The 21285-nt window shown below is 42.4% G+C and carries 18 protein-coding genes and 2 pseudogenes; 3 read left to right on the top strand and 17 right to left on the bottom strand.

The features are described 5' to 3' along the window. Positions 1-84: 84 nt before the first annotated feature. From HWQ23_RS00915 to HWQ23_RS00900, 4 genes are all read right to left on the bottom strand, one after another. Positions 85-354 carry a YlxR family protein gene (locus tag HWQ23_RS00915; protein ID WP_292822895.1) on the bottom strand — a complete coding sequence of 90 codons (270 nt, stop codon included), beginning with the start codon at positions 352-354 and terminating at the stop codon, positions 85-87. Positions 355-502: 148 nt separating this feature from the next. Further along, positions 503-1780: a transcription termination factor NusA gene (gene nusA / locus HWQ23_RS00910; RefSeq protein WP_292822894.1), complete on the bottom strand. Its 1278-nt coding sequence runs from the start codon at positions 1778-1780 to the stop codon at positions 503-505. Between the two features lie 200 nt (positions 1781-1980). Beyond that, on the bottom strand, positions 1981-2442 hold the full coding sequence (gene rimP / locus HWQ23_RS00905; RefSeq protein WP_292822893.1) for a ribosome maturation factor RimP: 462 nt from the start codon (positions 2440-2442) through the stop codon (positions 1981-1983). A gap of 285 nt (positions 2443-2727) precedes the next feature. After that, on the bottom strand, positions 2728-4176 hold the full coding sequence (locus HWQ23_RS00900; protein WP_292822892.1) for a hypothetical protein: 1449 nt from the start codon (positions 4174-4176) through the stop codon (positions 2728-2730). 612 nt (positions 4177-4788) lie between these two features. Between HWQ23_RS00900 and HWQ23_RS00895 the strand changes: the two genes are divergently transcribed. Beyond that, positions 4789-5496 (top strand): peptidoglycan-binding domain-containing protein, encoded by a 708-nt coding sequence (locus HWQ23_RS00895; protein WP_292822891.1) that lies wholly within the window; start codon positions 4789-4791, stop codon positions 5494-5496. A gap of 33 nt (positions 5497-5529) precedes the next feature. Here the strand turns inward: HWQ23_RS00895 and HWQ23_RS00890 are convergent, their stop codons facing one another. Next, positions 5530-6423 carry an SDH family Clp fold serine proteinase gene (locus HWQ23_RS00890; protein WP_292822890.1) on the bottom strand — a complete coding sequence of 298 codons (894 nt, stop codon included), beginning with the start codon at positions 6421-6423 and terminating at the stop codon, positions 5530-5532. Between the two features lie 165 nt (positions 6424-6588). Further along, positions 6589-8478 carry a serine/threonine-protein kinase gene (locus HWQ23_RS00885; protein ID WP_292822889.1) on the bottom strand — a complete coding sequence of 630 codons (1890 nt, stop codon included), beginning with the start codon at positions 8476-8478 and terminating at the stop codon, positions 6589-6591. Positions 8479-8770: 292 nt separating this feature from the next. Between HWQ23_RS00885 and HWQ23_RS00880 the strand changes: the two genes are divergently transcribed. Next, positions 8771-9679 (top strand): c-type heme family protein, encoded by a 909-nt coding sequence (locus tag HWQ23_RS00880; protein ID WP_292822888.1) that lies wholly within the window; start codon positions 8771-8773, stop codon positions 9677-9679. 46 nt (positions 9680-9725) lie between these two features. On the opposite strand, the gene HWQ23_RS00875 is transcribed toward HWQ23_RS00880, so the two are convergent. From HWQ23_RS00875 to HWQ23_RS00855, 5 genes and pseudogenes are all read right to left on the bottom strand, one after another. Then, positions 9726-10976, bottom strand: coding sequence for a serine/threonine-protein kinase (locus HWQ23_RS00875; RefSeq protein ID WP_292822887.1), 1251 nt, complete (start codon positions 10974-10976; stop codon positions 9726-9728). Positions 10977-11707: 731 nt separating this feature from the next. Continuing rightward, positions 11708-12560, bottom strand: a pseudogene (locus HWQ23_RS00870) (Uma2 family endonuclease). A 29-nt stretch (positions 12561-12589) separates the two neighbouring features. Further along, positions 12590-12829 (bottom strand): DUF2283 domain-containing protein, encoded by a 240-nt coding sequence (locus tag HWQ23_RS00865; RefSeq protein WP_292822886.1) that lies wholly within the window; start codon positions 12827-12829, stop codon positions 12590-12592. Positions 12830-12842: 13 nt separating this feature from the next. Next, a complete protein-coding gene (locus tag HWQ23_RS00860) occupies positions 12843-13094 on the bottom strand; it encodes a DUF4258 domain-containing protein (RefSeq protein WP_292822885.1) in 252 nt (83 codons plus the stop codon). Between the two features lie 143 nt (positions 13095-13237). Further along, the gene (locus HWQ23_RS00855; RefSeq protein WP_292822924.1) at positions 13238-13477 is read right to left on the bottom strand and encodes a WD40 repeat domain-containing protein; all 240 of its coding nucleotides are present in this window, start codon (positions 13475-13477) and stop codon (positions 13238-13240) included. A 227-nt stretch (positions 13478-13704) separates the two neighbouring features. On the opposite strand from HWQ23_RS00855, the pseudogene HWQ23_RS33555 reads away from it, so the two are divergent. Further along, a pseudogene (locus HWQ23_RS33555) lies at positions 13705-13920 on the top strand (IS701 family transposase); the annotation flags it as partial. 376 nt (positions 13921-14296) lie between these two features. On the opposite strand, the gene HWQ23_RS00845 reads toward HWQ23_RS33555, so the two are convergent. The 6 genes from HWQ23_RS00845 to psbD all read right to left on the bottom strand — a co-directional run bounded on the left by HWQ23_RS00845 (position 14297) and on the right by psbD (position 21254). Then, positions 14297-14998, bottom strand: coding sequence for a J domain-containing protein (locus HWQ23_RS00845; RefSeq protein WP_292822883.1), 702 nt, complete (start codon positions 14996-14998; stop codon positions 14297-14299). Positions 14999-15013: 15 nt separating this feature from the next. Then, positions 15014-15976 carry a cysteine synthase A gene (gene cysK / locus HWQ23_RS00840; RefSeq protein WP_292822882.1) on the bottom strand — a complete coding sequence of 321 codons (963 nt, stop codon included), beginning with the start codon at positions 15974-15976 and terminating at the stop codon, positions 15014-15016. Positions 15977-16067: 91 nt separating this feature from the next. Then, on the bottom strand, positions 16068-16505 hold the full coding sequence (locus HWQ23_RS00835) for an RrF2 family transcriptional regulator (RefSeq protein ID WP_292822881.1): 438 nt from the start codon (positions 16503-16505) through the stop codon (positions 16068-16070). Between the two features lie 432 nt (positions 16506-16937). Continuing rightward, positions 16938-18656 (bottom strand): iron uptake porin, encoded by a 1719-nt coding sequence (locus tag HWQ23_RS00830; protein ID WP_292822880.1) that lies wholly within the window; start codon positions 18654-18656, stop codon positions 16938-16940. 484 nt (positions 18657-19140) lie between these two features. Further along, positions 19141-19422, bottom strand: a complete 282-nt coding sequence (locus HWQ23_RS00825) for a 4a-hydroxytetrahydrobiopterin dehydratase (protein ID WP_292822879.1) — start codon at positions 19420-19422, stop codon at positions 19141-19143. 776 nt (positions 19423-20198) lie between these two features. Next, a complete protein-coding gene (gene psbD / locus HWQ23_RS00820) occupies positions 20199-21254 on the bottom strand; it encodes a photosystem II D2 protein (photosystem q(a) protein) (protein WP_292822878.1) in 1056 nt (351 codons plus the stop codon). Between the last annotated feature and the right edge of the window lie 31 nt (positions 21255-21285).

The following is a 21285-nucleotide window of genomic DNA, read 5'->3' as shown; positions in this document are numbered from 1 at the left end:
ATGCCCCACCGCAGAACTTGAATAATACAAAAATTTTCAACACTTTTGTACCGTCAAAGTTTTACTTGCCCACAGAAAACTACTCTAAATTTTATTTTGGGTATTGCTGGGGGCTAGACGTTGCGACAAGCTTTGGTACAGTGTTTCTGGCACTGATGCATGTAGCGATCGCCCTAGTCGATTTTTTTTTTGAGCCGCTTGTAAGCAACTCGTTTCAGGACAAATATAGGCAGAACGCCCCATGCCCTGATCTAATTGTACCTTTCCCGATGGAAAGACGCGGACAATCCGCCAAAACTCATCTTTTGAGCCTACTTTCCGGCAACTAATACAGCGCCGATAATTTGGTTTCATCGATTATCTGTCATTTCACTCCAGCATTCTGGGTGTAAAAAGAAGTTTATTATTACTATTTTTTACTTATACCAAGTAGCTTTTGAGAAAATAATCCTTGAGACTGAGACTACAATCAACAGTATCAAAATTTTACAAAATTTATCATTTATTCGTCATCGTTATTGTCAAAACTATCCTCCTCTTCTAATTCGTCCTGATTTTCATCCTCTAATTCTTCCTCAAAGTCAAGATCATCTTCCTCTGGTTGATATTTCGTTCTGACCGCTGCAAATTTGGTATCCTCTGCTGCATAGTCATACTTAGCTTTGTCTTTGATGTCTATTTTCCAACCAGTCAGGCGGGCTGCTAAACGGACGTTTTGTCCTTCTTTGCCAATGGCTAAACTCAGTTGATCTTCAGCCACAAGTACGTGAGTTTGCCGACTTTCTGGGTCCATTAGGCGTACTTCATCAACCCGTGCTGGACTTAAGCCATTGGCAATGTATGTTGCTGGGTCTGGTGACCAGCGAATTACATCTATTTTTTCACCGCGTAATTCGTTGACTACGACTTGAATTCGCGATCCCCTGGCTCCGATACAAGCGCCTACTGGGTCTACATCGCGATCAAGGGTATCTACTGCTATTTTAGTCCGGGGGCCTACATAACGGGAAGGGGGGTTTGCCTCCCTAGCTACGGCAACAATCCGTACCACCTCATCTTCGATTTCTGGGACTTCGTTGGCGAAAAGATAAACCACCAATCCAGCATCAGCACGAGACACAAGCAACTGTGGCCCTCGTTGCTGACCTTGGGAGACTTTTTTGAGATATACCTTGAAGGTGGCATTTGCCCGATAATTATCGTTAGGGAGCTGTTCCCGCTTCGGTAACTCGGCTTCTACTTCTGGCTGGCCAAAGCCACTGCTAACAGCCAGAACCACCGATTGCCGCTCAAACCGCAGGACTCTTGCTTGCAGCACAGTTCCTTCTAAATCTTGGAACTCTTCTTGCACCATCTGGCGCTGTTGATCGCGTAATTTTTGTGCCAGTACCTGCTTGGTTTGCATCGCCGCCATCCGACCAAATTCTCCTTGGTCGGGGGTAACATCCAGCACCACAGAATCTCCTAACTGCGCTTCCGGAGCTACTTGTTGAACTTCCTCTAGGGAAATCTGGTGGTCTGTGTTATCGACTTCTTCGACAATGGTTTTGGTGGAAAGAACGCGAAATCCTTCTCCTTCAATATCGAGTTCTACTTCAAAATTCTGAAAATAATCTTCGTCAAACTGTTTGCGCTCTAAATTTTGGGCGCGACGATAACGTTCGTAGCCTTTGAGTAGTGCTTCTCTAATAGCTGATTGAACTGCAAGACGGGGTAAATTCCGATCGCGACTTATACTTTCAATTAATTCTTTTAATCCAGGTAAAGTAACCATTGACATAAGCAATCTCCTTTAAAAATCAGGGAATGGGGAATGGGGAGTGGGGAGTGAAAACTACGCATTAGATAGAGCCAGGGATTAGAGAATAGCTTTACACTAGCCCCTAATCTCTAGCCCTTAGTCCATAACCTCTAGCCCCTAACCTCTAGCCTTGAGCGAATCGCACTCTAATCTCTAACTCCTAAGCCCTAGCCCTTTGTTTATCGGCGCTCGTCTAGCTGCACCTTAGTAATTAAGGAGCGGGGAATTTCGACTACACGACCTTTTTGGTTTAAGTAAAGTGCTGTCTCATCTCGGCGAATCAACTGACCAGTCCACTCTTGTTGTCCGTCGTAGGGTGGCGAAGTGGAGATGATGACAGGAAATCCTTTAAAGGAAATAAACTCCCTGTCTGTTACCAGTTGCCGTGAAATACCAGGACTAGACACTTCCAAGACATAGGCATCTGGAACGATTTGGGCAGTATCTAAGGAGGCTTCTAAAGCACGGCTCATCTTCTCACAATCATTCAACCCGGTGTCTTGCTGAGGATTGCGAATGTCTACCCGCAACACTGGTGGACTTTGGTTAGTGTGAAAAACTACGCCAACCACTTCCAATCCCAGTTCTTCTGCCACTGGTGTCGCCAAATCAATAATTTGTGGAACTAAAGGATGAGCCATGAGAGAATTCAATAAAAAAAGTGGGCATCGACCCACTTCCTGCGATAGGTATATCTTCCAAGAAGTCTTGTGACGAACCAATGATGATTCGCCTAATTCGAGTTTAGCGCATTTCTTTTATAGTCGCGCATTGGCGAAAAAGGGCAATTCAATGCAAGGATTTTAGATTTTGGATTTTGGATTAAATTTCAATTCTTTAATCGTTCGACTGAGGTTCGCGTAGCGTCTCAAAGAGAAGTCGAAGTCTCAAATCTAAATTCTTCAATTCTTACTCCCCTGTTCTTTCTACCCTTGGCGTATTTCTGGCAGAGTATTGGCTTTATCCACTACTGCTGGAACTGATACTTGTGTTCGTAGCTGCCTGGTTTGCTCGATAATTTGGTCTATGTCTTCTTGGGACAAACGCTGGACGTAGTTGAGTTTAATTTCCTCTAAGAAGTCAAAAAGTAAACTCTGAATTTCTGAAAGTACGTGTTTTTCCTTTATTTGCGCTCCCAAGGCGTCGCTGAAGCTTTCTACGAGTTTACTGGTGAGTTTTGCGCCAACAGGGTCTTCAACAGCGCTAACTAAAGTTTTGTAAAGATTAGTTGTGATTTGGGTTGCTAGTTGTTCGCTTAAGTGGGTTTGGGCCTGTCCCACGCCAGGGAGGTTCTGGAGTTTGCGGTAGACGGGGACTTGATGGAAGACGGTTTCGATATTGTGGCGCAAAATGGCAACGATCGCAGGTTGAATTTCCGGTAGCACTTGGTAGACAATTGTTTTTAGCAAAAGACTTGCGATCGCTTCGACTTCATTCACATTATTAATATCTATGTAGGGACGTAAATTTTCCTGTTGTGAGAGCCAGTGCGTTAACTCACCCCGCCGAATTGAACCTTGAACCTGATTAATTACCCTCACCACTACAATTTCTGTAAGTTCTTCGGCAAAATTGGCGACAATCCCCTGATTAATTTGCTTTCGCACTGGATGCAGATTAAATAACCGCGCTTGATCGAGGCGAATTAATACAGGTATGATTCGCAACCCCCGCCAAAATGGCAGTAGTAAAAATAAATCGTACCAACGCCACAATACTGCTTCCAACCAGCTAAAACCAGGATGTTGGCGTCTGAGCAAGAAAGTACGCCCCAGCAATTCTACGCCAAATAAAATCACAAAAGGTAAGTCAATAATCCAGAAATCATCAACAAATTCCCCATTTTCCCCGATTTGGCGGTAGTAGTTAGAGGCAATCAAAGGGCGGATGCTTTGGTTGAAAAAATTAATTTCTTGAATCCAGCCATGTTGTGATAAGTAAGGTTGACTCCAAAAAGTGGCAAAGGACTGTTTTGCAGATTCTTTGCCGATGCGATCGCGCATCCGCCTTTTGATTTTTTCTAGGGTACCACTCTTATTCACTCCCGCAAACGGGTTGCTGTCAATCATCTCGCTACTAAGACGACTTATTTGTATTAGCCTGCTATTTACCTGAGACGACTGTAACCCTGTTTGATTGACTTGTTCTTCTAATGCGTCTACTGTTTCTAGATAACTTTTTGTATCTCGATGAGCTTCAATACCTTTTATTGGGTCATAAATCTTAATAATTTGGGGAAGTTTTCGCAAGTAAAAATCTCGCCAAGGTACGTAACTTAAATCAAACAACACTAAACCTAAATTTACGGTGGCAGTAATTGCCATAAATCTTTCAAACCAAAGATTGCGCTGCTTAGAAGATTTTATGTCTTTCATATTTTGTTAGATATTATACATTCTGGGAATATTTTGAATATAAGCTCTTTGATTTATTTTCGGCTTTTTCCAAGAAATTACAGCAATTTGCAGTTTAGTAGACCCCAGTAGGGGATCATATCTGTTCATGCGTGTCAACTTAACCTTAAAAGCGCGTGTTGGCGAATTGATTGCGGGGTCTAACCCATCAGCCTCAATCCATCTTAATTTCTTTAATTTGAGTGCGTTTCAAGGACTTTAGCTATTAGCCCGCAATTTATTGCAGGGCGTGAAACCAACGCAAAACAATGTTTTAAGGATGGGGAGTTTAACCCATCCTGAATTGACCAACAGCCTCATAATTCGCCCTGGCTTGAAGTTGACACGGGCGCACATCTATGCATCCATACTGTAATTTAGTGTTCAAGAATGATAACTATCTTTGCTAATACAAGATACTCCTTTGGATGGATGACATACAATAAACTTTGTAATTTAAAGTGAATTTTACAAAAACAATTCACAAATTATTCAAAAATCATTAAATAATCGCGAAAAAAGTTATTAAACAAACTTAAAATGCAGCTGTTAACCTTTATAATCCTGCTGATTTAATCCAAAGGAGTTTTAAGTATGTGGTGTGGGTTTGGAAAATCAAGCGCGACCTTTGCTGTTACTTGCCTGATAACTGCTAGTGTGGTAATTGCAGACACAGGTTTCGCAGCCTCTCAACGTAGCTATACGCCCCAGCAATTCCGTGCTGTATTGCGGGGGTTAGGCTATAACGTCAAGGTAACAAATAGTCCTTTGACGGATCAAGAAACTAAAAAGGCAATTCGTGAATTTCAGACGGGTTATAAGCTAAAACCAGTTGATGGGATAGCAGGGCCAAAAACCCAACAGTTTGCTGCTAACATCGTTCAAATTCTGCACAGAAATTTGAATGCAGTGGTGAAGCCAAATCCTCCCCTCCCGCGCGATCATTTTTATGGTTCACAGACGGAAACAGTGGTGAAGGAGTATCAGAGGAAATATCAGTTGCAAGAAACTGGAATTGCTAATTTAGCACTCCGCCAAAAGCTGAATGAGGAAGCAAAGACAGTCTTCAGTCAGCCGACAGCTACACCAACAACTACACCAAGGGCTACACCAAGGGCTACACCAAGGGCTACACCAAGGGCTACACCAACTACAACACCAAGGGCTACACCAACAACTACACCAACTACAACACCAACACCAACAGCTACACCGACGTCTACACCGATGTCTACACCAACAACTACACCAACAAGTACACCAACAGCTACACCAACAGCTACACCAACAACTACACCCTAGTTGCCACAAAAAATTCCTACCTCACTCAAAGCCTCAAGTCATCTGATTTGGTTCTTCTAAGGGTCTGCCCTTGGGTGTAGGTAGAGTTGGACGGCGGTCATTGTAAGGCATAGGAATATATTGCACGCTGGGTCGCCCTCCTTGTGGCTGTGGGTACTGATCCATGAGATCATAAATAGAATGGGGCAGTCCGACGGTTACGGGCAGCCCCATTTCTGTTGCTTCTTCAATAGTGATGGGATAGTCATGGGTGACGCGCCCAGTTGTCAAGGCTTCAATAATCGATTCGATATTTTCTGGCAGAACTTTTTGTTTAGGTATACTGTCTTTTAGCAGAGTTCGTACAAACCTCTGTACCTGCTGAATTGCTTTGCGTGAGAGGTCAGCCATAATTAGAGTTTGGTCATCAATCTCACTGATGGGTTTATCTTCAACTACTTTTAGGATACTCGCTGCGGGGTAATTACCCAGTTGGGGATCAACTGGCCCCAAGACAGCATTAGCATCCATAATAATTTCATCCGAGGCGATCGCCAGCATTGTACCCCCACTCATGGCGTAGTGCGGTACAAAGACTGTGACTTTTGCCTGGTGGCGAATTAATGCTCTGGCGATTTGTTCTGTAGCCAAAACCAAACCACCAGGAGTGTGCAAAATTAAGTCAATTGGCACATCTGGGGGTGTAAGGCGAATTGCTCGCAATATTTGTTCTGAGTCTTCGATAGTAATGTAGCGAGATATGGGAATTCCCAGGAAGCTAATGGACTCTTGACGGTGAATCAGCAAAATCACCCGACTTTTACGTTCCTGCTGGAATTGTTGTAAAGCACGCAAGCGCCGATATTCTATTTGACGTTTTTGCCAAAGGGGTTGCAAAGAAGTCAGAAGGAGGAAAATCCAGAATAAATCACCAATACCAAAGCCCATAAAAATTATTGTTCAATAATCACGGTTGACGTTATTATTGTCACAAATTTGGAGCGATCGCATTTCTATCTGTAGGTTTAAAAGTCACTAACCACACTCAGCAAAAATATTATGAATTACGTTAGCGTAGCGGGGCGTAGCCCATTACGAATTACGAATTATTTATTATCCGCGTCGCCAAATCTTGATAGTGTCGTCATCACCACCGCTAATTAGGATTTGTCCATTGGCACTGAAGGCGACGCATCTAACATAATTGGAATGCCCTGTAAGTGTGCTGATTTCTCTGCCACTGTCTACGTGCCAGAGTTTGATAGTGTTGTCCCAACTGCCACTAGCGAGAAATTGCCCATCCTGGCTAAAGGCAACTGACCAAACTGAATCAGAATGACCAATGAGAGTACGAATTTCTCTGCCTGTATTTACATGCCACAGTTTAATCGTGTTATCAGCACTGCCACTGGCGAGAATTTCCCCATCCTCGCTGAAGGCGATACAGTTGACGAAGAAGGAATGACCTGTAAGTGTGCAAATGTTCTTGCCTGTGTATACTTGCCACAGTTTGATGGTGTAGTCATTACTGGCACTAGCTAGAAGTTGTCTATCCTTGCTATTCGTTGTCGGCGTTCTCGGAGAGTAGGCGACTGACGAAACTGAGTCACAATGACCTGTGATAGTTTGGATTTCTATGCCTGTGTGTACCTGCCACACTTTAATTGTGCAGTCAGCACTGCCACTAGCCAGAAACTTGCCATCTGGACTAAAGGCAACGGAATTCACCCAATTAGCATGACCAATGAGAGTACGAATTTCTTTGCCTGTGTTTACATCCCATAATTTGATTGTGTTATCCCAACTACCGCTAGCTAAAACCCCCCACTTCAGGTCTGCGATTCTTGCAGATTTGCCTGACTCCCCTTGATAAGAAAGCTTTGAGGAGATTGGGCTAAAGGCGACGGAATGAACCATACTGGAATGACCAGAAGACCAACGACCCAGTTGACGCACTAGCTTGCCAGTACGCAGTTGCCAAAGTTTGATAGTCTTGTCATTACTGCCACTAGCAATAAATTGCCCATCTGGACTAATGGCGATCGCATGAACCATACTAGAATGACCTTTTAGGGTCTGTACACATTGCCAGTTCTGTTGATCTAATACAACAGGTCGAGATGGTTTAAATCTAGACGTTATCGCTAGGGTAGATGACTTTGCTGTTACATCCTCCCCAGGTTCAGTTCCCAATAAATCTAACCACTCCTGCACAGACTGCGGACGATAGGTTGACTCCAGATCCATTCCGCACATAATAGCCTGATTGACCCTGTTGCTGATGTTAGGATTAAAATATTGTGGTGGTTCTAAATTAATATTGTGACGCCGATCATCTGCACTCGTCGGTATAACGCCGGTGAGCAAATTATACAAGGTAGCAGCTAGGGCATAGATATCAATGTATTCGCCTCGTGGCGCTTCTGATTCATACTGCTCAGGTGGGGCAAAACCAGGAGTGCGATACACTGTATGCTTTTGGATCATATTGGGAATAAATTCTCTAGCGATGCCAAAATCTATCAGCACTGCTTCTAATTTATCAATGCGGATCATAATGTTACGTGGTTTCAGATCCCGATGCAGCAGTCCTTTAGAGTGAATTAGGGTCAAAGCCTTGCCAATTTGCCGGATGTACAGCAGCGCTTCTGCTTCTGATAGCACCCCTACCCGCCTTAAGCGCTGTCCTAAATCTTCGCCTTCGATGTAATCCATCACCATGCAGGGCAAATTTCCGTCATCGAAGATGGTTTCTATCTGTACTATATGAGGATGGTGACACACCGCCAGCCGAACTGCTTCATCCCGGAAGTCTTGCCGTAACTTGTTTCGGTGGAGTATCCAAGCGGGGTGATTCAGGATTTCTTCTTTGAGAGTTTTAATCACTCGCAGTTGATTTTGTTGATTTCTGGCAAGATAAGTAATGCCAATTCCGCCTTCGCCTAGTTGGCTTTCAATAATGTAGCGTCCACCGAATAAAGACTTTCCTGCATTCCACACCATTAGTAATATTTGACAATTCCTGGTATTTATTTTGGCACGGGATCAGAACAGCCAATACGAATTTTTGGAAATTCAATTTTGTTTTGCTGTTGTAGCTTTTTGGAACTTAGTTACTTAAAGAACATTTTCATTAACCTCAATAATTACTAATATAAAGTTGGGTATACCCTAATATTTTTAGCTAATTTATCACCTTTACACTAAAATATTTAATTAATTGCTCATGCTAGAGTAAACAATGACTTTAGTCATATTTGCTGATAATAATTTGACTTGTAAGTAATCTGAAATTATGCTGAAAAATCTGAATTTGAAACAAAAGTTTACAATTCTGCTACTTGTAATTCTGACATTCGGTTTGAGCTTGAGTGGATTTGCTCTTTCTTCTCTGCTCAGGGAAAATGCTAAACAAGATATTAGCTCAACTGCTCTGATGCTCATGCAAACAATGAGTTCTGTTCGTAAATACACCAGTACTCAAGTGAATCCAGAGCTAGCTGATAAATTGGAAACTGAGTTTTTGCCGCAAAGTGTGCCTGCATATTCAGCACGGGAGGTATTTGAGATTTTACGGAAAACAACAGACTACCGTGATTTCTTTTATAAAGAAGCAACTCTCAATCCCACAAATCTTCGGGATAAGGCTGACAGTTTTGAGACGGAAATTGTAGAAAGGTTCAGAAATAAATCAGACCTGAAAGAATTGAGCGGATTTCGCTCAATTCCTGGTGGGGATATCTTTTATATTGCTCGTCCGCTACCAATTTCGGAAGAAAGCTGTCTGAAGTGTCATAACACACCTGAAGTTGCACCTCAAAGTATGATTACTCTTTATGGTGCAGCAAATGGATTTGGGTGGAAGCTGAATGAAATTGTCGGCGCTCAAATTATATCAGTCCCTGCGAAGAATGTGATCAATAAAGCTCATCAGTCTTCCTTACTCATTATGCTAATTGTATCAACTATATTTATAGCGACTATTTTGTTAGTCAACTTTTTCTTGAATCGACAAGTTGTTATGCCTCTCAAACGCATGACTCGCATAGCCGAAGAAGTTAGTACCGGACATATGGAAGTTGAATTTGAGCAGATGTCTAATGATGAAATCGGTAATTTAGCTAAAGCTTTTAGACGGATGCAGTTAAGTTTAGAAATGGCAATGAAAAGAATCAAACGCACTCAGGGAGGTATAGGGGATTAACAATTAAAAATTCACGCATTCACGCATTCACGCATTGTTCAAATATCTATGAAAATAAGCTTTTTTTGAATTCAAAAGCTGCTTTAAAGTCAGGAATTTCCCTGGCGATAAGTTCAACAAATTGGTCAGGCGAAATGTAAGGATTTGGAGCTAATATTTCTTCTATAATCAGATTTGCCATTGGCCCGATGTGGTAGGCTAGCTTTTGCTGACAAGATTTGATAAACGCTGGTTTGAGTGAAGGTTGTTGTTGTTCAATTTGCCCCATTTGCGGACTAGCAGATGAACTAGATAAACTAATTATTGTTTCTCCAGGTTGGTTGTATGACGGCGATATTGCCGAGATAGCCTGAAATTCCGGGTTAAATACCGTGGTAGGCAAATCATCAAGCATGATTCCAGGAGTCATTGCCACTTCTGGTTCTCCAATCCGCTCTAAATCTATAAGAACTTCCCTGGCTGTTTGGTATCGCTTGTTAGGTCTATCTGCCAACATGCAATCGAGTATTTGAGCTAAACTATCAGTAATATAAGTATAATAACGCCAGTTCCATTCTAAGGAATACTGATCAATTAGTAAAGATGGATCTCTACCTGTGAGTAGTACAATAACTGTTACCCCCAAAGCATAAAGGTCACTAGAGGGAGAACATAAACCCAAGCTAATCTGTTCGCGGGGAGCATATCCCACTTTGCCGACAAGGGACATTTTGCCAACAAACGTCACCTGGTGGTTGGAACTTCTCGCTTCATTCATGTCAGCAATTTGCTTGCCTACACCGAAATCAATCAGCACTGGCAGATCCTTGCCATCAGGTAACATGATGTTGTCAGGAGAAATATCTCGATGGATGATGTTGTGCTGGTGGACATATTCCAAAACAGGTAGCAGATTCTTTAGCCACTGTATAACTTCCTCTTCAGAAAAATTTCTTCCTTGACGTTGAAGTTCTCCCAGTAGCCTAGAATATGTTTTACCGTCAACATACTCTTGTACTAGGAATAGCCGACCATCTCCTTCAAAGCAAGCCAAAAACTTGGGAATTTGAGGATGTTGCAATTGATGAAGAATTTTTGCCTCTCTTTTAAATAAGTTGCGATATTGTTCCAGTCCACTCTCCCCTGTGCCAATGGGTGCAAATTCTTTGAGAACACAAGGTTCATTAAACCGACGAGTGTCAAACGCCAAGTAAGTTCGCCCCAATCCTCCCTGTCCCAGAAGTTTTTGGATAATATAGCGGTTATCGATTAGAGTTCCAGCAGCTATCTCTGGTCTTGTCATAGGGGACTGTGACATCTCATCGCACTCCTAGCGATTTTATTGTTGATAAATTATCTAGTTTGCTGAAAGTCAGAAGCTCTAGCAGATAAAGGCTGATAATATCCTTAAAATTGAGATTAGCACCACTACGGAGACAAGGAAATACACTTTTCTACAATTTTTTAATGGTCTTGTGTTACAAAATAGACGATTTTTACCGGGGTAATTTGATCATAGTACTTATATTTAAATATTTTAGCAGCCGCAACATAACCAGTGTCTGCGGTAATATCTGCGAATATCGCCTTTAAAATTTGCTGCTGAACCTTATATTAGCCCTAGTAACCCAATTTACAATGACTTTGGGAAGAGTAACGAATCGCACTAAGAAAAGCCCAAAGGCTTGTGTCGCCTCGTTAAGAGTTTTAAGACTCTTAATGTATGACCAGAGGCTCTGCCTGTGGTCAAGAAAGAGGAGGCTTTGCCAGGACTTACGCCATTGCGAACAGTAACGATATAGCATAACATCATAGTTTTTCTGAAAAACTGACGTTGCTATAGACTTCCTGAAGGAAATATTATATGTATTTCAAGTGGTGAATATGCGTTAGCGCAGCTCGTCGTAGACATCGCACTCAAAAGTTAATCTTTCTGGGAGCAAATATTCTTATTAAATAACTGCCTTGGTATCGGCTATCAAACTTTTGAGTACAGGTGATTCCTTAAAAGCAGAAAATCATGCTGCGTATCAGAAAAGACTCCTGAAGCTACAATAATTCATCTAGTTCATCAGGATTCACACCTAACTGACGCAAACGTTCTGCTAATTGTTCTGCTTTTCGTTTGGCTTGAGCAGCTTCTTGTTTAGCTTCCGTAGCTTCTTGTTTAGCTTCTGTAGCTTCTTGTTCAGCAATGATAGCTCGTTGAGTTGCAGCAACAGCTGACTCTGTAGGTGCGGGAATTAATTCTCCTTCTAAAGTGAACCATCTTAACCACAACCTTTCAATATCTCGAAATGAACCCTGCCATAAGCCTAAACTTAAATTTATCTCTGGCATTAGTAGGCATCCATCAGTCAAATTCATCGGTTCATAGTGACCACCGACTAACTGAAAAGCCCGAAGTTCATTAGTGTAGCGACTAAAAACAATATAGTAGGGAATCCGCAAAATTCGTTCATAAACTTCCCATTTGCTAGGAGGTTTATCTGCTGCACTTTCTCTTCTTGTGCCTAAATCTTCGTCTTCTGTACCTGGAGATAATAACTCAACAACCACGAAGGGATTTGCTGGCTCTTGCCAAGTTACATAACTTAACCTAAGTCCTGCCTTTTGTATAATTTTCTACCCCTACTACACCAAACCAATCTGGGCGCTTACACCACAAAGGATGCTGAAGATCATAGTAGAGATTAAGGTCAGCAGCACTATAAACTAGCTCTGGATTCCAGTTAATGGGCTGAAAAGTTAAGTATAAAAGTAAGGGTTGTAAAAAGAGAAAATCATCTGGCAAACCTGGTTCCTCTGGGTTGTCACTTGGTAAATCATACATCGTTGGTAGAGTTTCCCAAGGAGGAAGCGGCGGGTCAGATTGAGGAATATAGTGCGGAGAAGAAGTCATAGTAAAAGTATAATTTGAGATTGTTCAGATTACAGTAACAACTTAAATTCCGCAGATTCTCCTAATGCTTCATTGACTACGATTAACTTACCCTGTTCATCAGCATTTAATTGGTGGTTAGCATTGAGCAATTCAATTCCATAAATCGTGCCATCGGGAGCAATGTCTACATTCATTTCTTCGCTGACTTGAATTGTTTCTACTTGTGCAGTTTTGTCTTGGAAATAGATATAAGCTATGTTGTATCTTGGATCGTAAGTAAGTTTCATTGAAATTTCCCTTTTAAAAGTATTTAACGATGACTGTAATAACTAACCAGTATTCTTTCTCTTGAACAGCTATTGCCTCAACTTTTTTAGTACTATAAAACTTTCCATTCCATTCAGCATTGAAGGGAAAGTTACATCTAAATCCAGTTCTACCAGATTGAGCAGGAAAAGTAACACCATGTTCGACTGTGGCAATAACTTCTGTTTCTGTTGCCCCACGTTCATTTAATCGCGCTTGTGCATGAGGATGCAACCTGACGTTCATATATGCTTTAATTTTAACTCCCACAAATCCTACATTTTAATGGACTTGCGTTATTAAACCGGAAATAAATTTCTAGGCAGTTTATGCTAATAGCGAAATACTTTGTCAAGTATTAATACTATTTTGACGCTATTATTGCCAGACTAGCTGCGTCGCCAAATTTTGATATTCCCGCTATCGTCGGCAGCAGCAAGCCAACCTCCATTAAAAATAAAGGCGACAGACTCAACTGAATTAAAATGACTGAGAGTGCAAATTTCTCTACCTGTTTCTACTTCCCACAGTTTGATAGTTTTGTCTTGACCACCGCTAACCAGAGTTTTCCCATCTCTACTAAAGACAATGGAATTTACTCCATTGGAATGGCCAGTGAGAGTGCGAATTTCTTTACCTATTGTTACTTCCCACAGTTTCAGGACTTACGCAACTGGTACAGCGCGATAGCTTCGCTCGCCGCAGGCATCGCAATTTAATAGTACAAATGTATTGAAGAGCGTAGATGTCTTTGATGATATATGACTCTAATTATTAACAATAATAAATTGTGTAAATTCATCTGAAAAATTTTATGAGAAAATAAGCTGTGGGTGTATGAAAAAATCAGTTAGCAATGAAATTTACTAAACTTAATTATTGTCAATATTTACTTAGTAGTCAAATTAACTATACTATGACTAATTTAGCAGAACACTTAGAAAATATTAGTCATGATAAAATTAATTATTATTTAAAGAATGAAAGGTTAACTCCTCGTTTACTTTGGGAGAATGTAAAAGATTTAATTGTCGCTGACGAAGATGCTTATATTATCTTTGATGATACAGTTTTTGTTTGTTCAATGTTGGTTTGGCTTAGACTTAAGAATTTAGCTTATCAAACAGGTCAAACTATTTATAGAATTAAGCACAACTTGCTTTCTAATTATCTGATTCAGCAACTAAAACGTCCAGACGTTTGTATGCGTTTGGTCTGATTTAAAGTACTGCGTGGCAGGGCGAAGTCTCGCCGCTCTTTATGCCAGTTGCGTAAGTCCTGTGAATGTTACTGCATCAGAAAAGCATATTTTCTCACCTTACCACAGGCAAAGAATGCAGCGCGTTAAACCAAACTATTGAATGTAGCTTCTGTCTTAGTGTCTGCTTTGAAAGTTCAAATTTAGAAAAGGTGCGATAACAAATTATTAGAGTGTATTCTGAGCTTGATTAATTTACAGACGCTTGTGCCTCAGAGTGTAATCTCGTAGCTATGCGGAATAGTTCTTGACCTGTGTGTAAATAACGCTCATCGTAGCTCAAAGGAAAATAAGCCAACTCTTCGAGTCCATCTGCTACTTGATTAAGGCTGTAGTAGAGGTGAGCCGCCGTTCTTGCTAGACTAGGGGGATTCGGCAGGGAGCGAAAAGTAATTTGTGCCTGCTTGAGGTCATCTCGACAAGTTTTTAAGTATTCCTGAAATTCATCTAACAACTGATCATCAAAGGGATCAGCTGCTAATTGCTCCATTTGCTCCTCTAGGGAATAGAGAATACCACAAACCAGACGATTGACTGGTTGATAAACTTGGCGCAGCCATTCGTCTACTTGCTCGTCAGCTTCCCGCCCTGTTTTTCGTCTTGTCTGGTAATGCTTTTGAACTGATGCTGTACGCTGTTGACGATCGCTATTTAATTTTTGGGAATCATCTTGCAGTTGTTGGTCATAATTACGACGATTTTGGTTATCGCCTAAAACCTCATAGGCTGCATTGATGCGGATAATCTGCTCGTGATCGGCTGTTTGGTGATTACTGTCAGGATGAAACAACTTAACCAAGCGGCGGTAAGCTTGCTTAATCTCCGATTGGCTAGCACTTGGACTAACTTTGAGAGTTTCGTAATGGTTAGAAACGTGCTTAGAATTGACCATTAATTCAATGTATCGTTAACTGACGCTAGCGGCTAACCTTGCCTCCAGGTCTTGGAACAACGGCGTACTCAAATACCTCTCACCAAAACTGGGCTGAATCATTACAATTAAACGTCCCCTATTTTCTTGACGTTGGGCAACGCGAATTGCTGCACATAAAGCTGCTCCACTGGAAATGCCAGATAGTAGCCCTTCTTCTTTTGCCAAACGCCGACTGTAGGCGATCGCTTCTTCATCGGTGACGGTAATCACTTCATCAATCAATTTTATCTTTAGTACTTGGGGAATAAACCCAGCACCAATTCCTTGGATTTTGTGTGATCCTGGCCGTCCCCCAGATAATACTGGGCTATTGGCTGGTTCAACTGCGATCGCCTTAGAACTAGGCTTGCGTGCTTTAATCACTTCTGCTACACCACTGATCGTACCACCTGTGCCCACCCCCGCCACAATTATATCTACTTGTCCATCGGTATCTTCCCAGATCTCTTCTGCTGTAGTTTCCCGATGCACTTTTGCATTGGCTGGATTGCGGAACTGCTGCAACATATAGGTATTTGGTGTCGTATTAACTATTTGCTGCGCTCGCCCAATTGCCCCACTCATGCCTTCCATACCTGGTGTTAGTTCTAGTTCTGCTCCATAAGCCCGCAACATTACCCGTCGTTCCCCACTCATTGTTTCTGGCATTGTCAAAATTAATCGATAACCCTTGGCTGCTGCTGCCATTGCTAGGGCAATTCCTGTGTTTCCAGAGGTGGGTTCTACCAATACTGTCTTAAGAGGAGTAATCAGCCCCTCCTCTTCGGCGGCGTTAATCATACTCACCCCAATCCGGTCTTTGACTGATGCCGATGGGTTCATGCTTTCCAGTTTCACTACAATTTCCGCAACACATCCTTCGGTTTGAGGAATGCGGTTCAACTGCACTAGCGGAGTACGGCCAACCAGTTCTGTAATGTTACGAGCTATTCGCATAATTTAGTCCTTAGTTATTAGTTATTAGTTATTAGTCATTGGTCATTAGTTTTCAACAAAGGACAAATAAGAAATGACAAATGACTCTTGATTAAATGTAGTACATGATATCCAACTGCCGCCGGGAATCTCGTTTTTCACAAAGCTCTTGGAGTGTATATTTTTGCAACACTGAATTTGCCGCGCGACTTGCTTCTTGCCAAATTTCTTCTATAACCGAACTGTCTACTGTTTTAGAATTAACGTTTTCTTCACCAGCCCGCGCCTCTAACCCTTCTAAACACTCCAAAATCTCAAAAAGAATGATTTTCCGGGGCGATCGCGTCAACAGATAGCCACCTTTTGATCCGCGCTGACTCTTGACTATACCCCCACGCCTCAAAGTTGCTAGCAGCTGTTCCAGATAGCGATCGGGTATGTTTTGTTGTGCTGCAATTTGTCGAATTTGCAGAGGTTCGCCACTTTCGTAATGAGCGGCCATCTCTAATAAGGCCAGAATTGCGTATTCCGATTTACACGATAGTTCCACAAGCAGCAATAAGTTAAGGGTTAGGAATTAGCAGCAAAGCCTTGGAAAGCTCCGCCTCCAATTAGGAGTTGTGAGTCATTCAATTTGGATTTTAGATTTTTCCTTCAATCTAAAATCCCAAATTCAAAATTGGTATTAGGATATTACGTAATATGTAACTTTATACAGCCAAGCTCTATTAGAAAAGCTCGCTCAGATAAAGTTGCTCACGGCATAAGTCACTTGTGGAGTGGGCATTACAATCACCACCCTCCTGTGGTCTATTCAGATAAAATCCGCGATAACTCATAACTTCTAACTCACAACTCCTAACTTTTATAGTATACTCCGGTTACATACTGGGGTTTATTCATTCTTGCTAGCGACAACAAAAATCCCCGCCTGATGGCGGGGAGCAATAGAGTTGAAAATTCTCAGTGGATAGTCAACACTCTAGAAGGTGAAAGTTGTTCTCAGCGTACCGATAATCGCATCGTCGTTATTGCTGTTTTGACCAGGAGAGGTCAACCAGATTACACCAGGGGTAACAGAGATGTTATCCGAGACACGATACTTGTAGAAGCCTTCAAAGTGATAAGGTATATCATTACCAACAAAACCTGGTCGGTTAAAGGAATAGGGTTCTGCACCCGCGAAAAGACCTAAAACGTTACCCTTTTTACCGAAATCAGGTAAGGCTACCCCAAGACCATAGCTCCAGGCTTGATAATCATCATTTGCACCGAAGCCGATGACATCGTGGTAAGAGACGAAGCCACTAATTGACAGCTTGTCGCTGGGTCTAAACGCAGCCTCCACGCCGTAGGAATTAGTTGAAGCTCCATTTATAGTTAGAGCGTTAGCTTGATTAGTACCTACTACTCCAACATTTGTAATTCCGTTTGTCGCGGAAGTTGAGTTAAATAAAGCACCACCTGCGCCACTATATCCGTGAACATAAGTAGCAGCTAAAGCCACGCGATCGCCAACACTAAAGTTTAACTGTCCTAAAGCAGCATAGTCACCGTTGGCTAGACCTTGACCTAGACCAGGATTATTAGCTTCCGATGCCAAGTAACCCGCAGTGATTGAACTATTTCCCAAAATACCGCCACCTTTACCAAGGGGTAGATTCAGCCCTATACCTGCACCGTTACCAATACGATAGATGGGACTTTCAGAAGCAAAGGTAGATAAAGCGCCGTTACCGCCATCGGTGTTGTCAAAAAAGTAAGGATTATTGACGGCTGCATAATGGCTGTGTCGTCCACCACTAGCTGCTAAGTAAACGTTGGCTGGGCCTATGGGAACTTCATAAGTCAAGCGGTCTATAGTGACAGAATTGCCACCAGTGCTATCAACTTGAAATGTTTGTATGCCTTCAGCAGTAGGGATCTGATTCCCAGCGTTATCAAATTGTGAAAAGGCTATTGCATTACCTGCTGCAAGACGAGTATGTAAAACGTCTCTACCGGTGAAGCTGGTTTGCAAGTCTAAACGTACCCGATCTTGGAAGACAGTATTGTTGTTGTCACCAGTGTTACCCCCAAACACATCAGTAACGCCAAAAATGGCTTCACCGACTAGTTTGGTAGTAGTCGAGAACTGATTAGCTTCCAATTCAGCAGTCCGCGCTTCTAAGGAATCTACACGACCGCGTAGGGTTGCCAATTCTGCGGAAAACTCTTCTTGCAACCGTTGTAAGGTAGCTAAATCTTGTTTGGTCACCATGTCAGCTGTTGCTGTGGCGATCAATTCGTTAACCCGATTCAAACAGGCATTCAAACCAGCGGCAAATTCATACCGGGTTAAAGCACGATTACCGCGATAAGTGGCATCTGGATAACCTGCAATACAACCATAGCGCTCAACCAAGGACTGCAATGCTTGGAATGCCCAGTCGGTGGGTTGTACGTCGGAAAATTGCGAAACCGATGTTACTTGAGACTGAGAGGTATTTTGCTTGCCTTCGTTACTGTAGCGGTTAACTTGATCTATGGTTGTTTGAGCCAATATTTCTGGCTGTTGGGCAACTTCCCCTACACCCGGTTGTTTGGCTGCTGATACTTCAGTGGTTGTGCTTGGGGCCGCCATTGCTGTTGTCGAAACTAACAATGCTGCTCCCAAAACTGCTGGGCTAACCACTAAGGATTTCCACAAGAGATTAGACATTTTCCTTTACTCCTCACACCTTGTTTAGATAATTGGCTTCGTTGCACTTAATTCTCAAAAATGCGATATCTCAATGAAACCTTTCAATGAGGCATACTTGCCACTACTACAATTTTAGTTTTTGCAAAGCTAATAAACGATTAACTTAGGGTTAAAAACTTATCTGATTAACTTATGCAAAAACATATGTTCATATCATAACATTATAAAACATCTGATCTATATGGCAACATTGAACCGATCGCCTTAATAACTGTCACACATACTTATGTAAATATCTAAGTAGGGAGTACGGTTTAGGGGATTCGCTCCCTATTTACTCAAAGCTTTAGACACTTAGCAGCTTGTCAGGAAAAATCACTTCTTGCACTTAGTCCTATTAGAAATCGCACACCAGTTAGAACACACTGGCTCGGCTATATAAAATTAGGCAAAGCCTTCTGGCAGGGTAGCCCGCATAGTGCAAGATATCAGAAGAAATCACTTAGTTGATTTTGGCAATCACCCGTGCTAAATCAAAGTCTGCTGGCGTCAACCCACCTGCATCATGTGTTGTGAGTATAATCTTTACTTTATTGTAGGAAATCTCTATATCTGGATGATGTCCTGCCGATTCAGCCGGCTCCACCAGTTTATTTACAAACTCAATTGCTTGGATAAAATCCTTGAATGTGCGGCTAATCTGCAACTTAGAGTCTTCAACAGTCCAACCTGACAGAACTTTTGCCTGTTCTTGAATTTCCGCTTCGGTGAGTAGTTGTGCCATATTAAAAAATTCCTAGTTATATGTTTGTTACATTTTGCCTTTGACAAAGGCAAACCCCTTTTATTCTCCACGGAGAAAGGATCGGAGGATAAACTAGACAGAATGCGTATGTGTATATTTAAATCAGACTTGGTAGATAGACGCTATTGTTCACATCTGAATCAGTTGCCAAGGTTTGAGCCAAAATATTTTTCTTTTTAACAAAACTTAAAGGCGTTGGCTAGGAAAAACCATAGGCATTGCCATCTAAGTTTTAAAAGCAAGCGTTGAATAAAACAAAAATCACCTATAAAAAACTATCCGCTCTGATTTGGATCAGTTGATCTAAATCAGAGCGGTCTAGCGGGTCTTCAGGTTGCAACCAGACTGCCGGAAGGAACTCCGAGCTTGCCTAGCTACTTGAGCTAACTTAGTATCTCAAAGATGACTAAGGCTAACTTTTAGAGAACAGCCCCGGCACACAGCCGGCTAACTGCAACCTGATGACCCATGGATTTACTACTTTCTATCATGGGCATCACCTCCTTATTGCCTAAGCGGTCTTAGTTTTCAAAGGGCAGAGCATTTACTCTGGGTTTATCACCTTCACCTAAGATAACACAAATTTAAAGATATTAACCATATACAAAAAAAATCCCCCACCTTTTGGTGGGAGATCACTAGAGAATGGGGAATATTGACACTTTATTGGCTTATTACAAGGAGATATTTAATCTGGGTGGTGTCAATTTTGGGCAACCACAACCCTGATTCAAGTCATGGTCGGCTTTTAATTCTTAGAGAGCGTTACCGCGAGGTAGAACTTCCTCAGGGAATACAAATTGTTCGTGGGGTTGATCTTGAGGAGCCATCCAGGCGCGGATACCCTCATTCAGCAAAATGTTTTTGGTATAGAAGGTTTCAAACTCCGGGTCTTCCGCCGCCCGTAATTCTTGGGAAACGAAATCATAAGCTCGCAGGTTGAGTGCTAAACCGACGATGCCGACGGCGCTCATCCACAAACCTGTGACTGGCACGAACAACATGAAGAAGTGCAACCAGCGCTTGTTAGAGAAGGCAATACCGAAAATCTGTGACCAGAAACGGTTTGCCGTCACCATTGAGTAGGTTTCTTCCGACTGGGTTGGATTGAAGCCGCGGAAGGTGTTAGCACCATCACCGTCTTCAAACAAGGTATTTTCGACTGTGGCACCGTGAATCGCGCACAATAAAGCACCACCCAATACCCCAGCAACACCCATCATGTGGAAGGGGTTGAGTGTCCAGTTGTGGAAGCCTTGCAGGAATAACAGGAACCGGAAAATTGCCGCTACGCCAAAGCTGGGTGCAAAGAACCAGCTTGATTGTCCCAAGGGGTACATCAGGAATACGCTGACGAATACCGCAATCGGGGCAGAGAAGGCCAGGGCGTTGTAAGGACGGATACCTACTAGACGCGCAATTTCAAATTGCCGCAACATGAAGCCAATCAAACCGAAGGCTCCGTGCAGGGCTACGAATGGCCACAAGCCACCCAGTTGGAACCAACGGGTGAGGTCGCCTTGGGCTTCTGGGCCCCACAACAGCAATAGGGAATGTCCCATGCTGTCGGCAGGGGTGGATACTGCCACTGTCAGGAAGTTAGCACCTTCTAAATAGGAGGAAGCTAATCCGTGGGTGTACCAAGAGGTGACGAAGGTGGTGCCGGTCAGCCAACCGCCTAGTGCTAGGAAGGCGCAGGGGAATAATAATATCCCTGACCAACCTACGAATACGAAGCGATCGCGCTTGAGCCAGTCGTCTAGAACGTCAAACCACCCTCTACTGGGGGCGCGTCCAACTGCGATGGTCATGAGAGCAAATCTCCAAATGGTTATAAGTACA

This window comes from Nostoc sp. JL33 (assembly GCF_017114985.1).
Taxonomy (GTDB): domain Bacteria; phylum Cyanobacteriota; class Cyanobacteriia; order Cyanobacteriales; family Nostocaceae; genus Nostoc.
The sequence above is the reverse complement of the archived record's forward strand: the minus strand, read 5'-3'. Positions and strand labels throughout refer to the sequence as shown.

What these genes read in the sequence shown, in the direction of transcription:
- HWQ23_RS00880 (WP_292822888.1), top strand. Translation starts at nt 8,771, where the DNA reads ATGCTGAAAAATCTGAATTTGAAACAAAAGTTTACAATTCTGCTACTT.
- rimP (WP_292822893.1), bottom strand. Translation starts at nt 2,442, where the DNA reads ATGGCTCATCCTTTAGTTCCACAAATTATTGATTTGGCGACACCAGTG.
- HWQ23_RS00825 (WP_292822879.1), bottom strand. Translation starts at nt 19,422, where the DNA reads ATGGCACAACTACTCACCGAAGCGGAAATTCAAGAACAGGCAAAAGTT.
- cysK (WP_292822882.1), bottom strand. Translation starts at nt 15,976, where the DNA reads ATGCGAATAGCTCGTAACATTACAGAACTGGTTGGCCGTACTCCGCTA.
- HWQ23_RS00865 (WP_292822886.1), bottom strand. Translation starts at nt 12,829, where the DNA reads ATGAAACTTACTTACGATCCAAGATACAACATAGCTTATATCTATTTC.
- HWQ23_RS00875 (WP_292822887.1), bottom strand. Translation starts at nt 10,976, where the DNA reads ATGTCACAGTCCCCTATGACAAGACCAGAGATAGCTGCTGGAACTCTA.
- nusA (WP_292822894.1), bottom strand. Translation starts at nt 1,780, where the DNA reads ATGTCAATGGTTACTTTACCTGGATTAAAAGAATTAATTGAAAGTATA.
- psbD (WP_292822878.1), bottom strand. Translation starts at nt 21,254, where the DNA reads ATGACCATCGCAGTTGGACGCGCCCCCAGTAGAGGGTGGTTTGACGTT.
- HWQ23_RS00915 (WP_292822895.1), bottom strand. Translation starts at nt 354, where the DNA reads ATGAAACCAAATTATCGGCGCTGTATTAGTTGCCGGAAAGTAGGCTCA.
- HWQ23_RS00860 (WP_292822885.1), bottom strand. Translation starts at nt 13,094, where the DNA reads ATGAACGTCAGGTTGCATCCTCATGCACAAGCGCGATTAAATGAACGT.
- HWQ23_RS00845 (WP_292822883.1), bottom strand. Translation starts at nt 14,998, where the DNA reads ATGGTCAATTCTAAGCACGTTTCTAACCATTACGAAACTCTCAAAGTT.
- HWQ23_RS00890 (WP_292822890.1), bottom strand. Translation starts at nt 6,423, where the DNA reads ATGGGCTTTGGTATTGGTGATTTATTCTGGATTTTCCTCCTTCTGACT.
- HWQ23_RS00885 (WP_292822889.1), bottom strand. Translation starts at nt 8,478, where the DNA reads ATGGTGTGGAATGCAGGAAAGTCTTTATTCGGTGGACGCTACATTATT.
- HWQ23_RS00830 (WP_292822880.1), bottom strand. Translation starts at nt 18,656, where the DNA reads ATGTCTAATCTCTTGTGGAAATCCTTAGTGGTTAGCCCAGCAGTTTTG.
- HWQ23_RS00895 (WP_292822891.1), top strand. Translation starts at nt 4,789, where the DNA reads ATGTGGTGTGGGTTTGGAAAATCAAGCGCGACCTTTGCTGTTACTTGC.
- HWQ23_RS00900 (WP_292822892.1), bottom strand. Translation starts at nt 4,176, where the DNA reads ATGAAAGACATAAAATCTTCTAAGCAGCGCAATCTTTGGTTTGAAAGA.